General features: G+C 71.9%; 19 protein-coding genes. 12 read left to right on the top strand and 7 right to left on the bottom strand.

All coding sequences use genetic code 11. The annotated features are described in order from the left end of the window. The first annotated feature begins 77 nt into the window (after positions 1-77). The 4 genes from ACFVVO_RS10695 to ACFVVO_RS10710 are packed head-to-tail and all read left to right on the top strand — an operon-like array spanning position 78 to position 4,053. Entirely contained in the window at positions 78-659 is a 582-nt protein-coding gene (locus ACFVVO_RS10695; RefSeq protein ID WP_390053631.1) for a hypothetical protein, read from the top strand. A gap of 21 nt (positions 660-680) precedes the next feature. After that, a complete protein-coding gene (locus ACFVVO_RS10700; protein ID WP_390053633.1) occupies positions 681-2,075 on the top strand; it encodes a peptidoglycan-binding protein in 1,395 nt (464 codons plus the stop codon). Beyond that, positions 2,072-2,842, top strand: a complete 771-nt coding sequence (locus ACFVVO_RS10705; RefSeq protein WP_390053635.1) for an ABC transporter ATP-binding protein — start codon at positions 2,072-2,074, stop codon at positions 2,840-2,842. Before ACFVVO_RS10700 ends, ACFVVO_RS10705 begins: the two co-directional genes overlap by 4 nt. Continuing rightward, a complete protein-coding gene (locus ACFVVO_RS10710; RefSeq protein WP_390053637.1) occupies positions 2,839-4,053 on the top strand; it encodes an ABC transporter permease in 1,215 nt (404 codons plus the stop codon). The genes ACFVVO_RS10705 and ACFVVO_RS10710 overlap by 4 nt, the downstream gene beginning before the upstream one ends. Positions 4,054-4,614: 561 nt before the next feature. Here ACFVVO_RS10710 and ACFVVO_RS10715 read toward each other — a convergent pair. Together ACFVVO_RS10715 and ACFVVO_RS10720 are read right to left on the bottom strand one after the other, a co-directional pair. Next, entirely contained in the window at positions 4,615-6,231 is a 1,617-nt protein-coding gene (locus ACFVVO_RS10715) for a sensor histidine kinase (RefSeq protein WP_390053638.1), read from the bottom strand. Then, entirely contained in the window at positions 6,228-6,947 is a 720-nt protein-coding gene (locus tag ACFVVO_RS10720) for a response regulator transcription factor (RefSeq protein WP_390053640.1), read from the bottom strand. The genes ACFVVO_RS10715 and ACFVVO_RS10720 overlap by 4 nt, the downstream gene beginning before the upstream one ends. A 382-nt stretch (positions 6,948-7,329) precedes the next feature. Here ACFVVO_RS10720 and ACFVVO_RS10725 point away from each other — a divergent pair, with 382 nt between their 5' ends. After that, the gene (locus ACFVVO_RS10725) at positions 7,330-7,686 is read left to right on the top strand and encodes an SH3 domain-containing protein (protein ID WP_390053642.1); all 357 of its coding nucleotides are present in this window, start codon (positions 7,330-7,332) and stop codon (positions 7,684-7,686) included. Positions 7,687-7,789: 103 nt separating this feature from the next. Here ACFVVO_RS10725 and aspS read toward each other — a convergent pair whose 3' ends face one another. Beyond that, complete coding sequence (aspS, locus tag ACFVVO_RS10730; protein ID WP_390053644.1) at positions 7,790-9,553, bottom strand: aspartate--tRNA ligase; 1,764 nt, start codon at positions 9,551-9,553, stop codon at positions 7,790-7,792. 176 nt (positions 9,554-9,729) lie between these two features. On the opposite strand from aspS, the gene ACFVVO_RS10735 reads away from it, so the two are divergent. After that, a complete protein-coding gene (locus ACFVVO_RS10735) occupies positions 9,730-11,880 on the top strand; it encodes a SpoIIE family protein phosphatase (protein ID WP_390053646.1) in 2,151 nt (716 codons plus the stop codon). Here the strand turns inward: ACFVVO_RS10735 and ACFVVO_RS10740 are convergent. The 3 genes from ACFVVO_RS10740 to ACFVVO_RS10750 form a co-directional block, all read right to left on the bottom strand. Continuing rightward, complete coding sequence (locus tag ACFVVO_RS10740; protein WP_390053647.1) at positions 11,850-12,896, bottom strand: AI-2E family transporter; 1,047 nt, start codon at positions 12,894-12,896, stop codon at positions 11,850-11,852. The two genes, ACFVVO_RS10735 and ACFVVO_RS10740, sit on opposite strands and share 31 nt — an antisense overlap. 132 nt (positions 12,897-13,028) lie before the next feature. Further along, positions 13,029-14,006 (bottom strand): pirin family protein, encoded by a 978-nt coding sequence (locus ACFVVO_RS10745; RefSeq protein WP_390053648.1) that lies wholly within the window; start codon positions 14,004-14,006, stop codon positions 13,029-13,031. Positions 14,007-14,115: 109 nt separating this feature from the next. After that, complete coding sequence (locus tag ACFVVO_RS10750) at positions 14,116-14,592, bottom strand: SseB family protein (RefSeq protein WP_390053650.1); 477 nt, start codon at positions 14,590-14,592, stop codon at positions 14,116-14,118. Positions 14,593-14,735: 143 nt separating this feature from the next. Between ACFVVO_RS10750 and ACFVVO_RS10755 the strand changes: the two genes are divergently transcribed. From ACFVVO_RS10755 to ACFVVO_RS10770, 4 genes are all read left to right on the top strand, one after another. Continuing rightward, on the top strand, positions 14,736-16,562 hold the full coding sequence (locus tag ACFVVO_RS10755; RefSeq protein ID WP_390053651.1) for an acyl-CoA dehydrogenase: 1,827 nt from the start codon (positions 14,736-14,738) through the stop codon (positions 16,560-16,562). 112 nt (positions 16,563-16,674) lie between these two features. Next, entirely contained in the window at positions 16,675-17,973 is a 1,299-nt protein-coding gene (locus tag ACFVVO_RS10760; RefSeq protein WP_390053653.1) for a M18 family aminopeptidase, read from the top strand. A 121-nt stretch (positions 17,974-18,094) separates the two neighbouring features. Continuing rightward, entirely contained in the window at positions 18,095-18,349 is a 255-nt protein-coding gene (locus ACFVVO_RS10765) for a DUF6458 family protein (RefSeq protein WP_351662053.1), read from the top strand. Between the two features lie 61 nt (positions 18,350-18,410). Further along, entirely contained in the window at positions 18,411-18,902 is a 492-nt protein-coding gene (locus tag ACFVVO_RS10770) for an LURP-one-related/scramblase family protein (protein ID WP_390053655.1), read from the top strand. 109 nt (positions 18,903-19,011) lie between these two features. On the opposite strand, the gene ACFVVO_RS10775 is transcribed toward ACFVVO_RS10770, so the two are convergent. Continuing rightward, positions 19,012-19,806, bottom strand: a complete 795-nt coding sequence (locus ACFVVO_RS10775) for a carbon-nitrogen family hydrolase (protein ID WP_390053657.1) — start codon at positions 19,804-19,806, stop codon at positions 19,012-19,014. A gap of 217 nt (positions 19,807-20,023) precedes the next feature. Between ACFVVO_RS10775 and ACFVVO_RS10780 the strand changes: the two genes are divergently transcribed. After that, positions 20,024-20,848 carry a maleylpyruvate isomerase family mycothiol-dependent enzyme gene (locus tag ACFVVO_RS10780; protein WP_390053659.1) on the top strand — a complete coding sequence of 275 codons (825 nt, stop codon included), beginning with the start codon at positions 20,024-20,026 and terminating at the stop codon, positions 20,846-20,848. A 173-nt stretch (positions 20,849-21,021) separates the two neighbouring features. Further along, entirely contained in the window at positions 21,022-21,780 is a 759-nt protein-coding gene (locus tag ACFVVO_RS10785; RefSeq protein ID WP_390053661.1) for an SAM-dependent methyltransferase, read from the top strand. Positions 21,781-21,842 lie beyond the last annotated feature (62 nt).

Consider the following 21,842-nt stretch of genomic DNA (forward strand, 5'->3'; position numbering starts at 1 on the left):
TTCATCACCCCGGATCTACATTCGTCGCCGCACGGCCGGAACAGGCCGGGCGGCGACGGCGTGAAGGGGGCACGGTGATGAGTGCGCGGCGGCGGTTCGGAGCGCGGACCTGGCTGGTCGGGGTGGCGGTGGCGGCCGTGGTGGGCGTCGCCGGGTGCGGTGGCGACAACGACAGCGGCGGTGAGGTCGCCTCGGCCGGCGGCGGCAAGGCGGGCGCCGGCGCCTCCAAGAACGCGTCGAGCGAGCTGACCGAGTACGTCGACGCCCAGCGCAAGTGGGTCAAGTGCCTGCGCGACGCCGGGCTCGACGCGCCCGACCCCGACGCCGAGGGCAAGGTGGAGCTCGGCGACCAGTCCAAGTGGAAGCGCGATCCCAAGGCCCTCAAGGCGCAGGAGAAGTGCGCGGACCTCAGCGTCCCCGTCCCGGACAGCGTCGAGAAGGCCCAGCAGCCCGAGCTGTCCAAGGCGGAGATCCGCAAGAACCAGAAGTACGCCAAGTGCATGCAGGAGCACGGTGCCGCCGACTTCCCGGACACCGACTCCGGTGGCCACTTCCGTGACGTCACCTGGGACTCCACGTCCGCGGGCGCCAAGCGGGCCACGCGCGAGTGCGCCTCCATCATCGGCGTGCCCACCGACGCGCCCTCGGCCCAGGGCTGACGGGCCGGTGCCGTGGACGTCATGAAGGACGGAGACCGCGAGCCGGTGGCGGGAGCAGGCCCTGAGGACCCGGGGGACACGGGCCGGGTCACAGGGCCGGCGCGGGCCGCCGCACGCCGGCGGAACAGGCTCGCTCTCGTCGTGGCCGGCTTCCTCGTCGTGAGTGGGGTCAGCGTCGTCGGTGCCCTGGGCCTCGGCGGGGGCGGCGGCTCGGACCACGACGATCCGGCACCGGGCCGCAGCAGCCAGGTCGTGCACGTCACCCGGGTGACCCTCACCGACCAGACCGAGGTCGACGGACAGCTCGGCCACGGCCCGCAGGTCCCCTTCCCGGTCAAGGCGAAGGGCACGGTGACCTGGCTGCCGGCCACCGGCACCACCCTGCGGCGCGGTCAGGCGGTGATGCGGGCCGACGACCGTCCCGTGGTCCTGCTGTACGGCAGTCTGCCGATGTACCGGGACCTGGGGGTCGTCGAGCCCGAGCCCCCGGATGCCGCGGGGGCGGGCGCCGGCACGGACGCGGGCGACGGCGGTTCGGCGGGCGGCAAGTCCCCGGCCGGCGCCACCCCGTCCGCCTCGGTCACCCGCCCGGCCGCCAGCGCTGCGGCGCCCCTGCACGGCATGGACGTCAAGCAGTTCGAGAGCAACCTCAGCGCCCTCGGCTACTCGGGCTTCACCGTCGACGAGTCGTACACCGAGCTGACCGCGAACGCCGTCAAGCGCTGGCAGAAGGACCTCGGACTGCCGCAGACCGGCAGGGTCGGAGCCGGCGACGTCGTGTACGCGCCCGGGCCGGTCCGGGTCTCGGGCACCAGCGCCCGCGTCGGGGACGAGGCCGCCGGCGGTCAGGTCAGCTACACCAGCACCTCCCGCATGGTGACGGTCAGCGCTCCGGCCGCCGACACGGACTGGGCGCGGCGCGGCGGCGAGGTCACCGTGGACCTGCCCGACGGCCGCTCGGTCAAGGGGACCGTCGCCAGCCTGGGCTCGGACGCCTCGTCGGCGTCCGGCGGGGGCGGTGACGGCGCGGGTGCGGGTGACGGCGGAGGCGGTGGAGGAGCGGACGGCGGTTCAGGCGGTGGTTCGGGGGGCAAGTCCGCGACGGTCTCCGTCGTGATCACCTTCGACGACCAGAACTCCCTGGGCCGGCTGCAGAGCGGACCGGTCACCGTCCGCTACACGCAGAAGCAGCGCAAGGACGTCCTCACCGTGCCGGTCGCCGCGCTGACCGCGCTCGCCGAGGGCGGCTACGGCCTGGAGCTCGCCGACGACGGCGCCCAGAGCGGCGGCAAGGGCGGGGACGCCGGTGGTCCGGGTCGCTTCGTCCCCGTGCGGACGGGGCTGTTCGCCGGGGGCAAGGTGGAGGTCAGCGGTCCCGGCGTACGCGAGGGCATGAAGGTGAGGATCCCCAAGTGACCCCGGAGGACGTCGAATACACCGCCGACGCCACCGGCACACCGGGCGTCCGCCTCACCCCCGTGGTCGAGTTCGCGGGCGTCTCCAAGACGTATGCCGGGGGCGTCAGGGCCGTGGCGGACGTCGACCTGTCCATTCGGCACGGCGAACTCGCCTGCGTCGTCGGGCCGTCCGGCTCGGGCAAGTCGACCATGCTGCATCTGATGGGCACCCTCGACAGGCCGTCCGCCGGGCGCATCGTCATCGACGGGTACGAGGTCGCCGGCCTCTCCGACCGGGAGCTGTCCGCGCTGCGCGCGCAGCGCGTCGGGTTCGTGTTCCAGCAGTTCCATCTCGCGGTCGGAGTGCCCGTGCTCGACACGGTCGCCGACGGCCTGCTGTACACCGGGGTGCCACTGCGGGAACGCCGGCGCCGGGCCGCGCGGGCGCTGGCCCGCGTCGGGCTCGACCACCGGCTCGGCCACCTCCCGCACCAGCTCTCCGGCGGCGAACGGCAGCGGGCCGCGGTGGCCCGCGCGGTGATCGGCGAACCGGCGCTGCTGCTGGCCGACGAGCCGACCGGCAACCTCGACTCGGCCTCCGGGGCCGCGGTGCTGGCCCTGCTGCGGGAGCTGCACACGGCCGGGACCACGGTCGTCGTCATCACGCACGACCGCGAGATGGCGGAGGTGTTCGACCGCAGGGTGGAGATGAGGGACGGGCACGTCGTGGCCGACAGCGGCAGCGGCCCGCGCACGGCCACCGCGGGTACGGGGGACCGGCGATGAGGCCGGGCACCACTGGCGGGGGAACGCTCCGGCCGGCCCGGCTGCGGCCCGCCGACTTCCTGCGGCTCGGCGGCACCGGCCTGCGCACCCGGCCGCTGCGCGTCTTCCTCTCCGCGCTGGGGATCGCGATCGGGGTGGCCGCGATGGTCGCCGTGGTCGGCATCTCGTCCTCCAGCCGGGCGGAGGTGGACCGCCGGCTGGACGCGCTGGGCACCAACATGCTGCGGGTCGCCCCCGGGCGGACGCCGGACGGCACGGCGACCCGGCTGCCGCAGGAGGCGGTGCCGATGATCCGGCGGATCGGGCCGGTGGACCAGGTCGCCGCGACCGGCGAGGTCAAGGACGCGGCGGTCTACCGCAACGAGCACATCCCGGTGGGGCGCACCGGCAGTGTGGAGGTGGCGGCGGCCGGGGCGGAACTGCTGCCCGCGGTCGGCGGCGAGGTGCGGGTCGGGCGGTGGCTGACCGAGGCGACCCAGGAGTACCCGGCGGTGGTGCTGGGCGCACAGGCCGCCCGTCGGCTCGACGTCTACACGCCGGGCACCCGGCTCTGGCTCGGCGGCAAGTGGTTCTCCCTGGTCGGTGTCCTGGAGCCGGTGCCGCTCGCACCGGAGCTCGACGGCTCGGCGCTGGTCGGCTGGCAGGCGGCCCGGACGTACCTGGGCTTCGACGGCCATCCGTCGACGGTGTACGTACGGGCCCACGACGACCGGGTGGCCCAGGTGCGGGCGGTGCTCGCGGCGACGGCCAACCCGGAGAAGCCGAACGCCGTGCTGGTCTCCCGGCCGTCCGACGCGCTGGCCGCCCGGGAGGCCACCGAGTCGACACTGACCGGGCTGCTGCTCGGCCTCGGTTCGGTGGCCCTGCTGGTGGGCGGGGTCGGGGTGGGCAACACCATGGTGATCTCGGTCCTGGAACGCCGCCCGGAGATCGGGTTGCGCCGCGCGCTGGGCGCCACGAGCGGGCAGATCCGGGGCCAGTTCGTCTCGGAGTCACTGCTGCTGTCGGCGCTGGGCGGCCTGGGCGGCACGGTGCTGGGCACGGCGATCACCGCGGTCTTCGCGTCCGTACGGGGCTGGCCGACCCAGGTCCCGGTCTGGGCGACGGCGGCGGGCGTCGCCGTCACCCTCCTCATCGGAGCCCTGGCGGGCCTGTACCCGGCGGTCCGAGCGGGCCGCCTGACCCCGACGGAGGCGTTGGCGGGGCCGTGAGCAACGGCCGGCGGCCGGTCCTTCGACGCCCGGCCGCCGGTCCCTCGCCACCGGGTGGCCGGCCGGCCCACTCGACGGCCGGCCGCCATCCCCATACCGCCAGGCGACCGGTCAGCCCCTTCGACGGCCGGCCACCGTCCCCATACCGCCAGGCGACCAGCCGACCCCCTTCACGACCGGCCACCATCCCCATACCGCCAGGCGACCGACCAGCCCCTTCGACAGCCGGCCACCGTCCCCATACCGCCAGGCGACCAGCCGACCCCCTCCACGGCCGGCCGCCGTCCCCATACCGCCGGGTGGCCGCCGGGCCCTTTACACCGGGGGCCGTCGACGACTTCCGGGCGGGCACGGTCGTCCGCCGTCACCGGGAGCGTCGACACCGCCACCGCGCCATCGCGCCCGTCACGCACCAATCTCCGGCTGCAGCACGGCCGTTCATCCACCGCTGTCGACGTCGCCATCCCCGGCGCCCAACCCCCACGGCCTCACTGCGCCCGGCACCCCGCCACCGGCGTCACCGCCCGCGGCAACCGACCGGCACCGGCCGCACCGCGTCCCTCATCCCACCGCCCCCAGCGTCACCGTGAACGTGGTTCCCGTGCCCACCCGGCTCGTCGCCTCGATCGTGCCGTCGTGGTCGGTGACGATCTGGCGGACGATGGCGAGGCCGAGGCCGCTGCCTCCTGTGGTGCGGCCCCGTGCGGGGTCCGCTCGCCAGAAGCGGTCGAAGAGGTGGGGCAGTTGCTCCGCGGGGATGCCCTTGCCCGTGTCCCGTACCCGGAGCAGCGCCGCGTCGCCCCGGCGCTCCACGGAGAGGATCACCGTCCCGCCGGGCGCGGTGGCCCGCAGCGCGTTGCCGACCAGGTTGCCGACCACCTGCCGCAGCCGGTCGGCGTCGGCGTGGACCCGTACCGGATGGGGTGCCTCGGTCCGCAGCGTCACGCCGGCGGCCTCCGCCTGGGCCAGATGGGCGGTGCGGCTGGTCTCCAGCAGGTCACCGAGGTCCACGACGGCCCGGTGGTAGGTGAGCGCTCCCGCCTCGGCCAGCGCCAGGTCCTGGAGGTCGTCGACGATCCGCTGCTGCAGCATCGCCTCCTCGTGCAGGGAGTCCAGCAGTTCGGGCGTCGGTTCGACCACGCCGTCCCGCAGCGCCTCCAGGTAGCCGCGCACATTGGCGAGCGGGGTGCGCAGTTCGTGGGCGATGTCGGCGGTGAGCCGGCGCTGGCGTTCCTCGGCGGCCTGCAGCGAGTGGGCCATGCGGTTGAACGCCCGGCCCAGCTCGGCCATCTCGTCACGCCCGGAGACCGGCACCCGCCGTTCCAGTTCGCCCTCGCCGAGGTCCCGGGCGGCCGAGGTCAGGGCCCGTACCGGCCGCAGCACCGCCCGGCTGAGCAGCAGCGCGCCGAGCACCGCGACCAGGGCGACACCGGAGGCGACCGCCACGGTGGGCGCGGCGGCCAGGCCGGCCGGCGCCTCGCCCCGGAAACCGAGCCCCACCTGAAGGCGCGGCGGGGCGAGGGTGGCGGTCCGTTCGTTGAAGACCCGCTGCAGACAGGCGGTGAGGCGCTGTTCGCCGGAGCAGGAGGAGACGGCGGCGTGGTCCTCTCCCGCGCGGGGGTCGGCCCCGGGGTCGGGCTGGACACACTGGGCCTGGTCCCGGTCGGCGCTGATCCGGGGGATGCCGGTCCGGCCGGTCCGGGCGGTGACCCGCGCGCCGGCCCGGGTGAGGCAGGTGGCGTAGGTGACGGCGGACCGGTAGTCGGCGATCGCGGTCACCGTCCGCTTCACCGAGGCGAGCGGCACGGAGGTCTCCGGCAGCCGCAGCCGGGGCCGGGGGTCGACGAGGACGGGTGGCTGTCCGCCGACCGGGCGCGGGGTGCGGCCGGCCAGGGCGTCGGAGTCGGCGAGCAGGACGTCCGCCTCGGTGCTGACCCGGATCCGCTGACCGGTGTCCGCCGCCAGTTTCCGCACGGTCGGGGCCACGCCGTCCCAGGTGCCGTGCCGGAAGCCGTACGACTGGAGGGCGTCGGTGATACGCGCCACGTCCTGGCGCCCGGCCGTCACCGAGTCCCGTGCCTGACTGGCCGCCTGACGTAACGTCAGCCAGGCGGTGGCTCCCGTGGCGGTCAGGGCGATGAGGGCCAGCAGGGCCAGCACCCGCAGCCGGAAGCTCACCGCGTCCCGCCGTCCGGCGCCGGCGTCCCGGGCGGCCGCGTCGCCAGGCGGTAGCCCCGCCCGTACACGGTCTCGACGTACCGGGTTTCGCGGCCCCGTTCCAGCTTCCTCCGCAGGTTCATCACATGCGCGTCCACGGTGCGCTCCAGCACGTTCTGGTCGAACCCGAAGACCCGGTCGATGATCTGCGCCCGGGTGAAGGCCCGCCCCGGCTCACCCGCGAGCACGGCCAGGATCGCGAACTCCTTGCCCGTGAGCGGCACCGGCCCACCGGCCACCCGCACCTCGAAGCGCGCGGTGTCGATCTCCAGGTCGCCGACCGTGAGCAGGGCAGGCCGTTCGCCCTCGGCGGCCCGCGCCCGGCGCAGCAGCGCCCGCACCCGGGCGGTCAGTTCCCGGGGGCTGTACGGCTTGGTCATGTAGTCGTCGGCCCCGAGATCGAGGCCGAGCAGCAGGTCCTCCTCCGTGCTGCGGGCGGTCAGCAGCAGGATCGGCACCCGGGAGTCCACGCGCAGGATGCGGCAGACGTCGAGCCCGTCGACGTTCGGCATCATCACATCGAGGACGATCAAGTCCGGCCGGGAGGCGCGGGCGCGGTCGATCGCGGAGCGCCCGTCGGCCACGATCTGGACGTCGTGGCCCTCCCGTTCCAGGTAGATACGGATGAGTTGCGCCTGTTTCACGTCGTCCTCGGCCACCAGTATGCGAGCGGGCAACGCGACTCCTTCGCCTGGGATTCCACACCGTACCGGATTGCACCCGCGCTGATCAGAGGCGGAAACGGAGCATTCTCATCCACCGCCGGCCGGAAATGGGAATTCCGGAATCCGTGGATCCATGGGCCGGCGGCCGAACGTTTCGAGCCGAACGGCCACCCCGCCCAGGGTTGTACGCATGTCACACAACAGCACAGGAATGGCCTATTCCCCCATCATTCCTTTTCGGTCGCACATCGAACAGAAACGGACATCCCTTATCGGAAGCATTTCTTCAGTCCGCCCGGCACCGAATCGTACTAGTGCCACTCGGGACCCGGACGATCCCGGGTGACGCGAAAGGAAAAGCAACAACGGCAAGAACAACGACGATGGGGGTTCAATGAAGCGTCGATTCGCAGTCGTTCTGCCCACGCTCGTGGCGGTGGCCGCGAGCCTGCCGATCGCCCTGGCGACCACGCCGGCCTCGGCGGCCGCGTCCTGCGGCAAGACCGTGGCGGACAAGGACGGAAGCGCCTGGAACAAGACGGCGGACGGAGCCAACGAGCGCAGCGGCTCCAGCACCAGCTGTGCGATCAACGGGATCGCCTACTCCACCCAGCGGCTGGACTACCACTGCTACACCGTCGCGGGCGACTACACCTGGACGTACGTCCGCAACGACAGCACGGGGGTGTACGGCTGGATCCGCGACGATCTGCTGAGCGACTACGGCAGCTCGGTGTACTGCGGATTCTGACAGCGCGAAACGGAATCCGCACAGGAATCCGAGCACGGCAGAAAAAAGGGCGGCCCCCCTGTGGGGGCCGCCCCTCTCGGCCGTCGTGGAAACGGCGCGCGAATTACTTCGGCTGCGGCTTCCGGACGGAAAGGTGCAGCTCGCGCAGGCGCGACTCGTCCAGCTCGGTCGGCGCGCCCATCATCAGGTCCTGGGCGTTGCCGTTGAGCGGGAAGGAGATCGTCTCGCGAATGTTGGGCTCGTCCGCGAGGAGCATGACGATCCGGTCCACGCCGGGCGCGATTCCGCCGTGCGGCGGGGCGCCGAAGCGGAAGGCACGGAGCATGCCCGCGAACTTCTCCTCGACCGTCTCGCGGTCGTAACCCGCGATCTCGAAGGCCTTGAGCATGATCTCCGGCTCGTGGTTCCGGATGGCGCCGGAGGACAGCTCGACACCGTTGCAGACGATGTCGTACTGCCAGCCGAGGATGTCCAGCGGGTCCTGGGTCTGCAGGGCCTCCAGACCGCCCTGCGGCATCGAGAACGGGTTGTGCGAGAAGTCGATCGCGCCGGTGTCCTCGTCCTTCTCGTACATCGGGAAGTCGACGATCCAGCAGAAGCGGAAGACGTTCTCCTCGAAGTGCCCGGCGCGCCTGGCGGCCTCGACCCGCACCGCGCCCATGATCTTCGAGACCTCGTCGAACTCGCCGGCGCCGAAGAAGATGGCGTGGCCGGGCGCCAGCGACAGGCGCTTGGTCAGCTCGGCGACGTTCTCCTCGGTCAGGAACTTGGCGATCGGGCCGGACAGCGTCCCCTCCTCGCCGACGCGCACCCACGCCAGGCCCTTCGCGCCCAGCGAGACGGCGAAGTCACCGAGCTGGTCGAAGAACTTGCGCGGCTGGTCCTGGACCGCCGGCACCGGCAGCGCACGCACGTGCTTGCCGGCGAACGCCTTGAACTCCGAACCCTCGAACACGTCGGTGATGTCGACGAGCTCCAGCTTGGCGCGCAGGTCCGGCTTGTCCGAGCCGTACTTCAGCATCGCCTCGCGGAACGGGATGCGCGGGAAGGGGGAGGTGACGTGGCGGCCGCCGCCGAACTCCTCGAACAGCTCCGTCATGAGCTTCTCGATCGGCTGGAAGACGTCCTCCTGCTCGACGAAGCTCATCTCGACGTCGAGCTGGTAGAACTCGCCCGGCGAGCGGTCGGCGCGGGCGTCCTCGTCGCGGAAGCAGGGGGCGATCTGGAAGTAGCGGTCGAAGCCGGAGATCATCAGCAGCTGCTTGAACTGCTGCGGGGCCTGCGGCAGCGCGTAGAACTTGCCGGGGTGCACCCGGGAGGGCACGACGTAGTCGCGGGCGCCCTCGGGGGAGGTGGCGGACAGGATCGGCGTCGCCATCTCGTTGAAGTTCATCGCCGCCATCTTGTGCCGGATCGCGGAGATCACGGCCGTGCGCAGCATGATGTTGCGGTGCATGCGCTCGCGGCGCAGGTCCAGGAAGCGGTACTCCAGGCGCCGCTCCTCGTTGACCCCGTCCTCGGCGTTGATGGTGAAGGGCAGCGGGGCGGCCGCGCCGAGCAGCTCGACCTCGGAGACCTCGACCTCGATCTCACCGGTGGGCAGGTCGGCGTTCACGTTCTCGGTTCCACGTGAAACAACGCGGCCGTCGACGCGGACCGTGGACTCCTTGGAGAGCTTGTCCAGGGCCTCGTACGAGGGCGTGCCGGGACGGGCCACGAGCTGCGTGATGCCGTAGTGGTCGCGCAGATCGATGAAGAGGATGCCGCCCAGGTCGCGCCTATTGTGCAGCCAGCCACTCAGCCGGACGTCGGTGCCGACGTCAGAGGCGCGGAGCTGGCCGCAGGTGTGGGACCTGTACCGATGCATCGTCGTTCATCGTCCTTCGTGGTGGGGTGATGAGCGCCGGGACTGCCGCCCCGACGGGAGTCGGGCACGGGGCCCGGACCCGTCAAGGGTACCGGGCACGCCAAGATCGGCTCCCCACCATTTACGGCGTCCGCCAAGGGTGGCAGTTATCGATCGCATCTCCTTAAATGGGGGCAATGCGTACAGGCGAGCCCCTACCTTCCGTCGGTGACGTCCTCACCGCCCTCGCGACCGGGCTGTGGTACTGGGACACCGCCGCCGGCCTGGTCACCGTGGACGCGGAGGCGGCGCGGCTGCTCGGGCTGCCCCCGGAGCCGGTCACCCTCACCGAGAACCAGACCCGGGCACGGCTGCACCCCGAGGACTGGAACGAGATCACCGGGGTGGTGCCGCTGGCGGTCGACGAGGGCACGCTCGCCGAGGTGCGGATCCGGATCATGGACGAGGACGGCCAGGTCGTACGGATCGTACGCAGCCGTTCCAAGCCGTCCTTCGATCCGGACCGGCGGGCGTACGAGCTGATCGGCACGCTCCAGGAGGTCACCGAGCCCACCCCGGGCACCGCGGCGGCCCGCAACGCGGTCACCGGCGACTGGCGTCGCTCGCGGGAGGCGTTCCTGCTGGACGCCGGCCGGGCGCTGGCGGAGGCGCGTTCCACGGCGGAGGTGCTGCGGGTCGCGGCCGGGCTGTCCATGCCCGGCTTCTCCCCGGACGGGCTCGCGGTGTTCGGTGTGGAGGGCGACCGGCTGACGTTGATCGGCCACCACGGGCAGCGGCCCGGTGAGGACGGCCCCTTCCTCCACATGCAGCTCAGCACGGACTACCCGGCCGCCGAGGTGGTCCGCACCGGCCGGGCCGTCTATCTCTCCTCCCCCGAGCAGTACCGGACGCGCTACCCCGTCACCTGGCCGCTCGCCCAGCCCTTCGAGCGCCGCTCCTGGGCCTTCCTGCCGCTGACGGCGGCCGGACGCACCATGGGCGCCTGGATGGCGGCCTTCGCCTACCCGGTTGCCTTCACCCCGGACGAGCGCGCGGTCCTGACGACGGTCGCCCGGATGCTCGCCCAGGCCCTGAACCGGGCCGGCGCCGCCGACACCCAGCGGGAACTGACCGAGGGCCTGCAGCGCTCCATGCTGCCGTCGCTCGGCCCGGAGATCCCCGGGATGACGGTGGCCGCCCGCTACATCCCCACCGGGGGCGGGCTGCAGGTCGGCGGCGACTGGTACGACATGATCCCGCTGCCTGGGGGCACCTCCCTGACGAAGTCCGGGGGAGGCAGGTTCGCGCTGGCCATCGGCGACGTCCAGGGCCATGACGTGCGCGCGGCGGGCCTGATGGGACAGCTGCGGATCGCGCTGCGCGCCTACGCCTCCGAGGGCCACCGCCCGGACGCCGTGCTCTCGCGCGCCGCCCGCTTCCTGCACGGCATCACGCACGACGAGCACATGACCGATGTGCGCTTCGCGACCTGCCTCTACGTCGAGGCCGATCCGGCGACCGGCATGCTGGAGATCGCCCGCGCCGGGCATCCGGACCCGGCGATCCGGATGGCCGACGGCACGGTGATGATGCGGCCGACGGCGGGCGGGGTGCCGCTGGGCGTCGACCCGGACGCCGACTACCCGACCACCCGGTTCACGCTGGAGCCCGGCGAGACCCTGATGCTGTGCACCGACGGCCTGATCGAGACCGGCGGCCACGACATGGAGAGCGGCTGGCGGCGCATACGCACGATCCTCGAGGACCACACGGGCGATCTGGAGTCGATGGCCGACGCGTTGGTGCAGGGCGTGCACAGACCGTCCTCGCACCACACCACCGGCCCGCTCGCCGACCGCCGCGAGGACGACATCGCGCTGCTGCTGCTGTGCCGGCAGGGCGCGGGCTGCGGCCGCGACGACACCCTGACCCTGCGGCCCCGGCTGCGGCGCACCCTGCTGCCGGTGGCGCAGGACGAGCCCGAGCGGATCGCCGAGGCCCGCCAGCACCTGCGCGAGCTGCTGCACGACTGGGTGTCGGCCGAGCAGGTGGACTCCGCGGTGCTGTTGGTCTCCGAGATGGTCACCAACGTCCTCGTGCACACCGACGCGGACGCGCTGCTGCTCGCCGAGGTCGCCGGGGAGCCGGGCGGGCGCCGGCTGCGGGTGGAGGTCACGGACTCCGGCGACGACCTTCCGCACCGGCGCCGGCCCGGGGAGCTGGCCTCCTCCGGCCGCGGTCTGATGCTGATCGAGCTGCTCGCGGACCTGTGGGGCGTGAACCCGCGCGGCAAGGGCAAGAGCATCTGGTTCGAGCTCTACGAGTCCGACGGCCCGGCCGCCGGGTGACGCGCGCGAAGCTCCTGCACGACCCCGAAGGCGGCCGCGGTCAGCGGCACCGAGAACAGCATCCCGAGGATGCCCGCCAAGGACGCCCCGGCGGTGATCGCCAGCAGCACCATCGCGGGGTGCATCTGCACGGTCCGGCTCTGGATGGCCGGCTGGAGCACGTGCCCCTCCAGCACCTGCACCGCGAGCACCACCCCCAGCGCCCACAGCGCGATGACGAGACCGCGGTCGGCGAGGGCGACCAGCACGGCCACCGCGCCCGAGATGAAGGCGCCCAGGTAGGGGATGTAGGCGCCGACGAAGACGAGCGCGCCGAGCCCGATCGCGCCGGGCACCCGCAGGATCAGCAGGCCGACGGTGATGCAGACGGCGTCGATGAGCGCGATGAGCGTGGTGCCGCGCATGAACCCCTGCACCGCCTCGAAGGCGCGCCGCGCCATCGCCTCCAGGGCGTCGCCCCGGGCTCCCGGGGCGACGGACCTGAGGGCCCCGGCCGCCCGGTGGGAGTCGCGCAGGAAGAAGAAGACGAGCAGCAGCGCGAGCAGGACCATGGCCAGGTACTCGCCCACCACGCCGACCCCGCTGATGACGTTGGAGGCCGCGGTCCCGCCGAACTTGCCCAGCAGTTGCTTGGCGTTGGCGGCCAGGTCGTCGAGCCCGGTGCCGGCGGCCCCGAAGTGCCTCGTCAGGGCTCTGACGGCCTGCCGTACCGAGGCGATGATCTGGTCACCGGTGTCGACGAGCGCGGCGACCACGATGTACACGGCACCGCCGACGACGGCCACCACGGCGACGCAGGTCAGCCCGGCGGCGAGCGACCGCTGCACCTTGGCCTTCACCAGCCGCCGGTACAGCGGCCCGAGCAGCGCCGCGCCGAGCAGCGCGAGCAGGACCGGCACGACGGCGGTACGCAGCGCCGCGAGCAGCCGGATCGCGACCCACCCGACCCCGGCGACCAGCAGCACGACGGCACACCAGGCGGCGAGACGGCGCACGGACTCGGGCAACAGCGACACACCCCCAGCGGATCACGCCCCCGACCCGTCTGTCCTGCCGCAGGGGCCCGGCCGGGTGAGGGTTCCGGCCCCGCACACGCCCGTCGCCCGGACCGCTGGACGGGGCGGGCCGGGCGACGGGGGTGGGACGGGTCAGGCCTGGGGGCCGTTCGGGGTCATGCCGTGGACGGCCGGGACCGTGCCGAGGCGGCCCTTCTGGAAGTCCTCGAAGGCCTGCATCAGCTCTTCCTTGGTGTTCATGACGAACGGACCGTAGTGCGCCATGGGCTCACGGATGGGCTGTCCGCCGAGGAGGACGACCTCCAGGTCCGGGGTGTGCGAGTCCTGCCGCTCGTCCGCGCGGACCGTCAGGGAACCGCCCGCGCCGAAGACGGCGGTCTGGCCCAGGTGGACCGGACGGCGCTCGGCACCGACGCTGCCGCGGCCCGCCATGACGTAGGCGAGGCCGTTGAAGTCCTCGCGCCAGGGCAGGGTGATCTCGGCGCCCGGGGCGAGGGTCGCGTGGACCATCGTGATCGGCGTGTGCGTGATGCCGGGGCCCGCGTGGCCGTCCAGCTCGCCGGCGATGACGCGCAGCAGCGCGCCGCCGTCCGGGCTCGTCAGCAGCTGGACGCTGCCGCCGCGGATGTCCTGGTAGCGCGGCGCCATCATCTTGTCCTTGGCCGGAAGGTTCACCCACAGCTGCAGGCCGTGGAAGAGACCGCCGGACATGACCAGCTGCTCCGGCGGGGCCTCGATGTGCAGCAGGCCCGAGCCCGCGGTCATCCACTGGGTGTCGCCGTTGGTGATGGTGCCGCCACCGCCGTTGGAGTCCTGGTGGTCGAAGATCCCGTCGATGATGTAGGTGACGGTCTCGAAGCCGCGGTGCGGATGCCAGGGGGTGCCCTTGGGCTCGCCCGGCGCGTACTCCACCTCACCCATCTGGTCCATCATGATGAACGGGTCGAGGTGCCGGTAGTTGATCCCGGCGAACGCCCGGCGCACCGGGAAGCCCTCACCCTCGAAACCGCCCGGGGCGGTCGTGACGGCGAGCACGGGCCGTGCCACCGCGTCGGTGGGAGCGGTCACGCGGGGCAGGGTCAGCGGGTTCTCGACGGTCACTGCAGGCATGGTCGGTACCTCCTTGTACGCTCAGTTTAGTTGAGCGTTGAACTTTCTACCACCCCACAACAGAACGAGCCCGGAGGGCATTCCCTCCGGGCTCGCAGCGGGGTGCGGGTCAGCCGCCGTACATGCGGCGCATGGCGAAGTCGACCATCTGCTCGACCGCCTTGGCGTCGAACACCATCCGGTGCTCACCCTCCATGTCCAGGACGAATCCGTAGCCGCTCGGCAGCAGGTCGATCACCTCGGAGCCGGTGATCACGAAGTACTTGGACTCCTTGCCCGCGTACCGGCGCAGCTCCTTGAGCGAGGTGAACATCGGGATCACCGGCTGCTGGGTGTTGTGCAGGGCGAGGAAGCCCGGGGTGTCGCCGCGCGGGCAGTACACCTTCGACGTGGCGAAGATCTGCTGGAAGTCCTCGGCGGGCATCTGTCCGGTGGTGAAGGCGCGCACCGCGTCCGCGAGCGAGGGTGGGGACGGCTCCGGATAGAGCGGCGGCTGCTGGCCGTACCCGCCGACACCGCCCTGCTGCGGGGGGACGTAACTCTGCTGAGCGGCGCCACCGTCCATGGGCTGGCCGTATCCGTACATGCGCAGAAGAGTACTCAGTCACAGATGACGGAATCGGGCTTGCGTCTTATTACCGACGGGTAGCATCATCATAGCTACTTGTTGGTACGTGAACCAGATGCGAGGAGTCAGTGCCTCGCCGAGTCCGATACGGAGCCGTCACCATGGGGCACTACAAGCCGAACCTCCGCGACATCGAGTTCAACCTCTTCGAGGTGCTCGGGCGCGACAAGCTGTACGGCACCGGCCCGTTCGGCGAGATGGACACGGACACCGCCAAGAGCGTCCTCGAGGAGCTGACGCGCCTCGCGGAGAACGAGCTGGCCGAGTCCTTCACGGACGCGGACCGCAACCCGCCGGTCTTCGACCCGGAGACGAACACCGCGCCCGTCCCGGCGTCCTTCAAGAAGAGCTACAAGGCCTTCATGGAGTCCGAGTACTGGCGTCTGGGCCTGCCGGAGGAGATCGGCGGCACGACGGCTCCGCCGTCCCTGATCTGGGCCTACGCCGAGCTCGTCCTCGGCTCGAACCCGGCCGTGTGGATGTACTCCTCCGGCCCGGCGTTCGCCGGCATCCTCTTCGACGAGGGCAACGAGGTCCAGAAGAAGATCGCGCAGATCGCCGTGGAGCGGACCTGGGGCTCCACCATGGTGCTCACCGAGCCCGACGCGGGCTCCGACGTCGGCGCCGGCCGCACCAAGGCGATCCAGCAGGAGGACGGCTCCTGGCACATCGAGGGCGTGAAGCGCTTCATCACCTCGGGTGAGCACGACATGGAGGAGAACATCCTCCACTACGTGCTCGCGCGTCCCGAGGGTGCCGGCCCCGGCACCAAGGGCCTGTCCCTCTTCCTCGTCCCGAAGTACCTCTTCGACTTCGAGACCGGCGAGCTGGGCGAGCGCAACGGCGTCTACGCCACCAACGTCGAGCACAAGATGGGTCTGAAGGCCTCCAACACCTGCGAGATGACCTTCGGCGACCGGCACCCCGCCAAGGGCTGGCTGATCGGTGACAAGCACGACGGCATCCGCCAGATGTTCCGCATCATCGAGTTCGCCCGCATGATGGTCGGCACGAAGGCGATCTCCACCCTCTCCACGGGCTACCTCAACGCCCTGGAGTACGCCAAGGAGCGCGTCCAGGGCCCGGACCTGGCGAACTTCATGGACAAGACCGCGCCCAAGGTCACCATCACCCACCACCCCGACGTACGCCGCTCGCTGATGACGCAGAAGGCGTACGCCGAGGGCATGCGCGCCCTCGTCCTCTACACGGCCTCGATCCAGGACGCCATCGCGGTCAAGGAGGCGAACGGCGAGGACGCCAAGACCGAGCACGCGCTCAACGACCTGCTCCTGCCCATCGTCAAGGGCTACGGCTCCGAGAAGGGCTACGAGCAGCTCGCCCAGTCGCTGCAGACCTTCGGCGGCTCCGGCTTCCTGCAGGAGTACCCGATCGAGCAGTACATCCGCGACGCCAAGATCGACACCCTGTACGAGGGCACGACCGCCATCCAGGGCCAGGACTTCTTCTTCCGGAAGATCGTCCGAAACCAGGGCGCCGCGCTGAACTCGCTCGCCGAGGACATCAAGAAGTTCCTGGCGCTCGGCACCGGCGGCGAGGAGCTGGCGGGCGCCCGCGAGCACCTCGCGAAGGCGGCGGTCGAGCTGGAGGCCATCGTCGGTCTGATGCTGACCGACCTCGCGGCCACCGAGCAGGACGTCAAGAACATCTACAAGGTGGGCCTGAACACCAGCCGCCTGCTGCTCGCCTCCGGGGACGTCGTGGTCGGCTACCTGCTGCTGAAGGGCGCCGCCATCGCCGCCGAGAAGCTGCAGACGGCCTCCGCCAAGGACAAGGCGTTCTACACCGGCAAGATCGCGGCGGCGAAGTTCTTCGCGGCCAACGTCCTGCCGGGCGTCACCCTGTCCCGCAAGATCTCGGAGAACGTGGAGCTCGACCTGATGGAGCTGGACGAGGCCGCCTTCTAGGACGGCCCCGGTCCGGCCGCGCGCCGGACGACCGGTTCCGCATCCACTGCTCGCAGACGTGGGCCCGCTCCCGTACCGGGGGCGGGCCCACGCACGTCGTTAAGGTAAGCCCATGAGCGCACCAGCCCGCTTCGACCGCGGCCACACCGACGACCTGATGTCCTTCCTGGCGGCGAGCCCGTCGCCGTACCACGCCGTGGCGAACACCGCCGAGCGGCTGGAGAAGGCGGGCTTCCGGCAGGTCGCCGAGACGGACGCCTGGGACGGAACGAGCGGCGGCAAGTACGTGCTGCGCGGTGGGGCGATCGTCGCCTGGTACGTCCCCGAGGGCGCCGCACCGCACACCCCCTTCCGCATCATCGGCGCGCACACCGACTCGCCGAACCTGCGGGTCAAGCCGCTGCCCGACACCGGCGCCCACGGCTGGCGGCAGGTCGCGGTGGAGATCTACGGCGGCCCGCTGCTGAACTCCTGGCTCGACCGCGACCTGGGCCTGGCCGGCCGGCTCACCCTGCGCGACGGCAGCACGGTCCTCGTCGACGTGAACCGCCCGCTGCTGCGCGTGCCGCAGCTCGCCATCCACCTGGACCGCGCGGTCAACAGCGAGGGCCTCAAGCTCGACAAGCAGCGTCATCTGCAGCCCGTGTGGGGACTCGGCGACGACCTGCGCGACGGCGACCTGATCGCGTTCCTGGAGGAAGAGACCGACCTGGCGGCGGGCTCGGTGGCCGGCTGGGACCTCATGGTGCACCCGGTGGAGGCGCCGGCCTACCTCGGCCGGAACCGCGAACTGGTCGCCGGCCCCCGGATGGACAACCTGCTGTCCGTGCACGCCGGCGCGGCCGCCCTGTCCGCCGCCGCGTCCTCCGGCGCCGCGCTCGGCCACATCCCCGTGCTGGCGGCCTTCGACCACGAGGAGAACGGCTCCCAGTCGGACACCGGCGCGGACGGCCCGCTGCTCGGCTCGGTCCTGGAGCGCTCGGTGTTCGCCCGCGGCGGCTCGTACGAGGACCGGGCCCGCGCCTTCGCCGGCACCGTCTGCCTGTCCTCCGACACCGGCCACGCCGTCCACCCCAACTACGCCGAGCGGCACGACCCGACGCACCACCCGCGGGTCAACGGCGGGCCGATCCTGAAGGTCAACGTCAACAACCGCTACGCCACGGACGGTTCGGGCCGCGCGGTGTTCACCGCCGCCTGCGAGCGGGCGAGCGTCCCGTTCCAGAGCTTCGTGTCCAACAACTCCATGCCGTGCGGCACCACCATCGGCCCGATCACCGCGGCCCGGCACGGCATCCGGACCGTCGACATCGGCGTGGCGATCCTGTCGATGCACAGCGCGCGTGAACTGTGCGGCGCCGACGACCCGTTCCTGCTGGCGAACGCGCTGGTGGCGTTCCTGGAGGACTGAGTCCGGCCGCCCCGGCACGGTCGTTGAACACCCGTCACGAGCCGTCCCACACATGTTCGGGATGGCTCCGGGTACCCGGACGGCACCGGAGATTCCGGAACCGGAAGGGGAGGCGACGACAATGGGCCTCGGCGGTTGCATCATCCTCATCGCCCTGGGTGCCATCCTGACGTTCGCGACGGACTGGCACATGCAGGGAGTCAACCTCGACCTCGTCGGGATCATCTTCATGGCCGTCGGGCTCATCGGCATCGCCACGTTCAGCGGCATCGCACGGCGCCGTCGGGTCGTGGTGCCGCCGACGCCGGTGGTCGAGGAGGAACCCCACCACCACCATCACGCCCGCGACGGCTACACCGACGGCTACGGCGTGTGAAGGTTCCCCTGCTCAGGGGCGGCTTTGTGACGACTGCCCGGTGCCGGGGAACGGTTAGCGCATGAGATTCCTCGTACGCGACCGGCTCCTCGGCATCGGTGACGACTACTGGATCGAGGACGAGCACGGCCAGAAGGTGTTCCTCGTCGACGGCAAGGCCATGCGGCTGCGGGACACCTTCGAGCTGAAGGACACCCAGGGACGCGTCCTCATCGACATCCACCAGAAGATGTTCGCCCTGCGCGACACCATGGTGATCGAACGGGACGGCGAAGGCCTGGCCACGATCCGCCGCAAACGGCTGTCCCTGCTGCGCAACCACTACCGGGTGTCCCTGGCCGACGGCACCGAGCTGGACGTCAGCGGCAAGATCCTCGACCGTGAGTTCGCCGTCGAGTACGACGACGAACTCCTCGCCGTGATCTCCCGGCGCCGGCTGCACGTCCGGGAGACGTACGGCGTCGACGTCGTACGGGAGGACGCGGACCCGGCGCTGCTGATCGCGGTGGCGGTGTGCGTGATCCACCTGGCTGAGAAGGAGCGCGAGGACTGAGGCGGGGCCACGGCCGGGTGGGGACCCCGGCCGTGGCCCCATTTCCAACGGCTCGACGGCCCAGGTGGCGCACCCGCCTCCTGATTCAGCCGCCCGCTGGCGCACCGGTTCAGTGGCGTGGCGGTTCCAGCCCCATTACGCGGTCCTTGAGGGCCGGGAACTGCTCGCGGGTCGCCCCCACCTTGCCGGGGTCGAACTCCACCGTGAGGACCTCCTCGCCGGCGCCCGCCTCGGCGAGCACCTCGCCCCACGGATCGACCACGATCGAGTGACCCGCCTGCGGAACTCCGGCGTGCGTCCCGGCCGTTCCACAGGCGAGCACGAACGCCTGGTTCTCCACCGCCCGCGCCTGCGCCAGCAGCGTCCAGTGCGCACGCCGCCGCTCGGGCCAGCCGGCCGGGATCACCAGCGTCTCGGCGCCCGCGTCGACCAGGGAGCGGAACAGTTCGGGGAAACGGAGGTCGTAGCAGGTGGCGACGCCGAGGGTGGTACCGGGCAGACGGACCGTCACCACGTCCCGTCCCGCGCTCATCAGCACGGCCTCGCCCTTGTCGAAGCCGAAGCGGTGGATCTTGCGATAGGCCGCGGCCAGCTCACCGGAGGGGGAGAAGACGAGAGAGGTGTTGTAGAGGGGGCCGTCCGGATCGCGTTCCGGGATCGAGCCGGCGTGCAGCCACACGCCCGCGTCGCCCGCCGCCTTGGCCATCACCTCGTACGTCGGTCCCTCCAGCGGCTCGGCCTCCGCGCCGAACTCCTCGTAGGCGAAGGCGCCGGTGGTCCACAGCTCCGGCAGGACCACGAGGTCGGAACCGGCCTGCTCCCGGATCAGAGCGGCCGTCCGCCGCCGTCGGGAGGCCACTGATTCGCCCTCGTCCACGGCGATCTGGATCAGCGAGGCGCGCACACTACCACCGTCCTGGCATTCGAGTCGTCCATACAGGCCTACGATCGTCACACGAAAGCACTGCCGGGGTGCCTCGGAGCAGCGTAACTTGGGGGTCCCCCGCTCGAGCGAAGTCGAGAGCCGGGGGAGTGCCACGACACCCGCCGAGTGCAGCCACCGTCCGCCGGCAACGCCGCCACAACCTGCCCGTGTACCGACCGCCGAGGGGTCCCGTTCCGTGAGTCTGCATCCCACCCTCCAGCCCTACGCCGACGCCTGGACCCACTCCATCGAAGCGATATCCGAGCTGGTGCAGCCGCTCCCGGAGGCCGAGTGGAACCGGCGGACCCCGTGCCCGGGCTGGTCCGTCCGCGACGTGGTCTCGCACGTCATCGGCCTGGACTGCGAGATGCTCGGCGACCCGCGGCCCATCCACACCCTGCCCCGCGACCTCTTCCACGTCACCAACGAGCACCAGCGCTACATGGAGATGCAGGTCGACGTCCGCCGTCACCACACGGCGCCGGAGATGACGGCGGAGCTGGAGTACACCGTCATCCGCAGGAACCGCCAGCTGCGCAACGAGTCCCGCGACCCCGGCACCAAGGTGCGCGGCCCGATGGGCACCGAGGTCACCCTCGAGCGGGCGATGCGTACCAGGGCGTTCGACGTGTGGGTGCACGAGCAGGACCTGCGCGCGGCCCTCGCCCGCCCCGGCAACCTCGACTCGCCGGGCGCCCACATCGCCCGCGACATGCTGCTGGAGGCGCTGCCCAGGGTCGTCGCGAAGGACGCGAGCGCGCCGCGCAGTTCCGCGATCGTCTTCGACGTGCACGGGCCCGTCGAGTTCCTGCGCACGATCCGGGTCGACATCCAGGGCCGCGGCACGCTGGAGACCGCGCCCGCCCTCGGCCCGGCGGCCACCCTCACCCTCGACTGGGAGACCTACGTCCGCCTGTCCTGCGGCCGGGTGACCCCGGAGGCGGTGGCGGACCGGGTGAAGACGGAGGGCGACCCCGAGCTGACGGCGGCCATACTGCGGAACCTCAAGGTGACGCCGTAGCGGAACGCGGGCTGCTCGCGGAGCGGAGGGCTGCTCGCTGAACGCGAGGGGCACCGCACGGGGGAGCTCGCTGAACGCGGAACGCATGCGGCTCGCGGAGCCGGGGCGTACGGCGGCATCGGGGGCGCGATATTCCGGTGACCGGCGCCGCCCGACTCACTAACGTGCCCCGCATGACCGACCACGACGGCCCGCCCCGGCTCACCCGCCTCACCTTCCACGGACCCCTCTCCGACGCCCGGGCGACGGCGATGGTCCACCGGCTGGCCGCCACGCGGCCCCGGACCGTCCTGGACATCGGCTGCGGCTGGGGCGAGCTGCTGCTCCGCCTGCTGGAGGCCGTACCCGGGGCGCAGGGGGTCGGCGTCGACGTCGACGGCGAGGACCTGGCCCGCGGGCGGCGGAACGCCGGGGCTCGCGGGCTCACGGACCGCGTGGAGTTCGCCGAGGAGTCCGCGCTGGGCACGGGACGCGGACCCGCCGATCTGGTGCTGTGCCTGGGCGCGAGCCAGGCGCTGAGCACGGCCGCCTCCCCGACCGCCGAGGCGCTGCGCGAGCTGCGGCGGCTGGTGGCCGAGGACGGGCGGGTGGTGCTCGGCGAGGGCTTCTGGGAGCGCCCTCCGGCCCCGCACGAGCTGGCTCGGATGTGGCCGGAGGCGTCCGCCGGCGATCACTGCGACCTGGGCACCCTGCTCGACCTCGCCGTCGAGGCCGGCTTCCGGCCCGAGTGGACGCAGACCGCGAGCCGGGAGGAGTGGGAGGAGTTCGAGTCCGCGTACCGGGCGGACACCGAGGTGTGGCTCGCCGGGCACCCGGAACACCCCTCCGCCGCCGCGGTCCGCGACCGCCTCGACCGGCACCGGGCACAGTGGATGGCCTACCGGGGCGTACTCGGCCTCGCCTACCTCACACTGATACCCGTGGCCCGCTGACGCGCTTCCGGGAGTCGTCCACGGGCCCACGCCGGACGCGCCCGGCGGGCCGCACCGGGCGC

Source organism: Streptomyces sp. NPDC058145 (assembly GCF_042884245.1).
Lineage (GTDB): Bacteria > Actinomycetota > Actinomycetes > Streptomycetales > Streptomycetaceae > Streptomyces.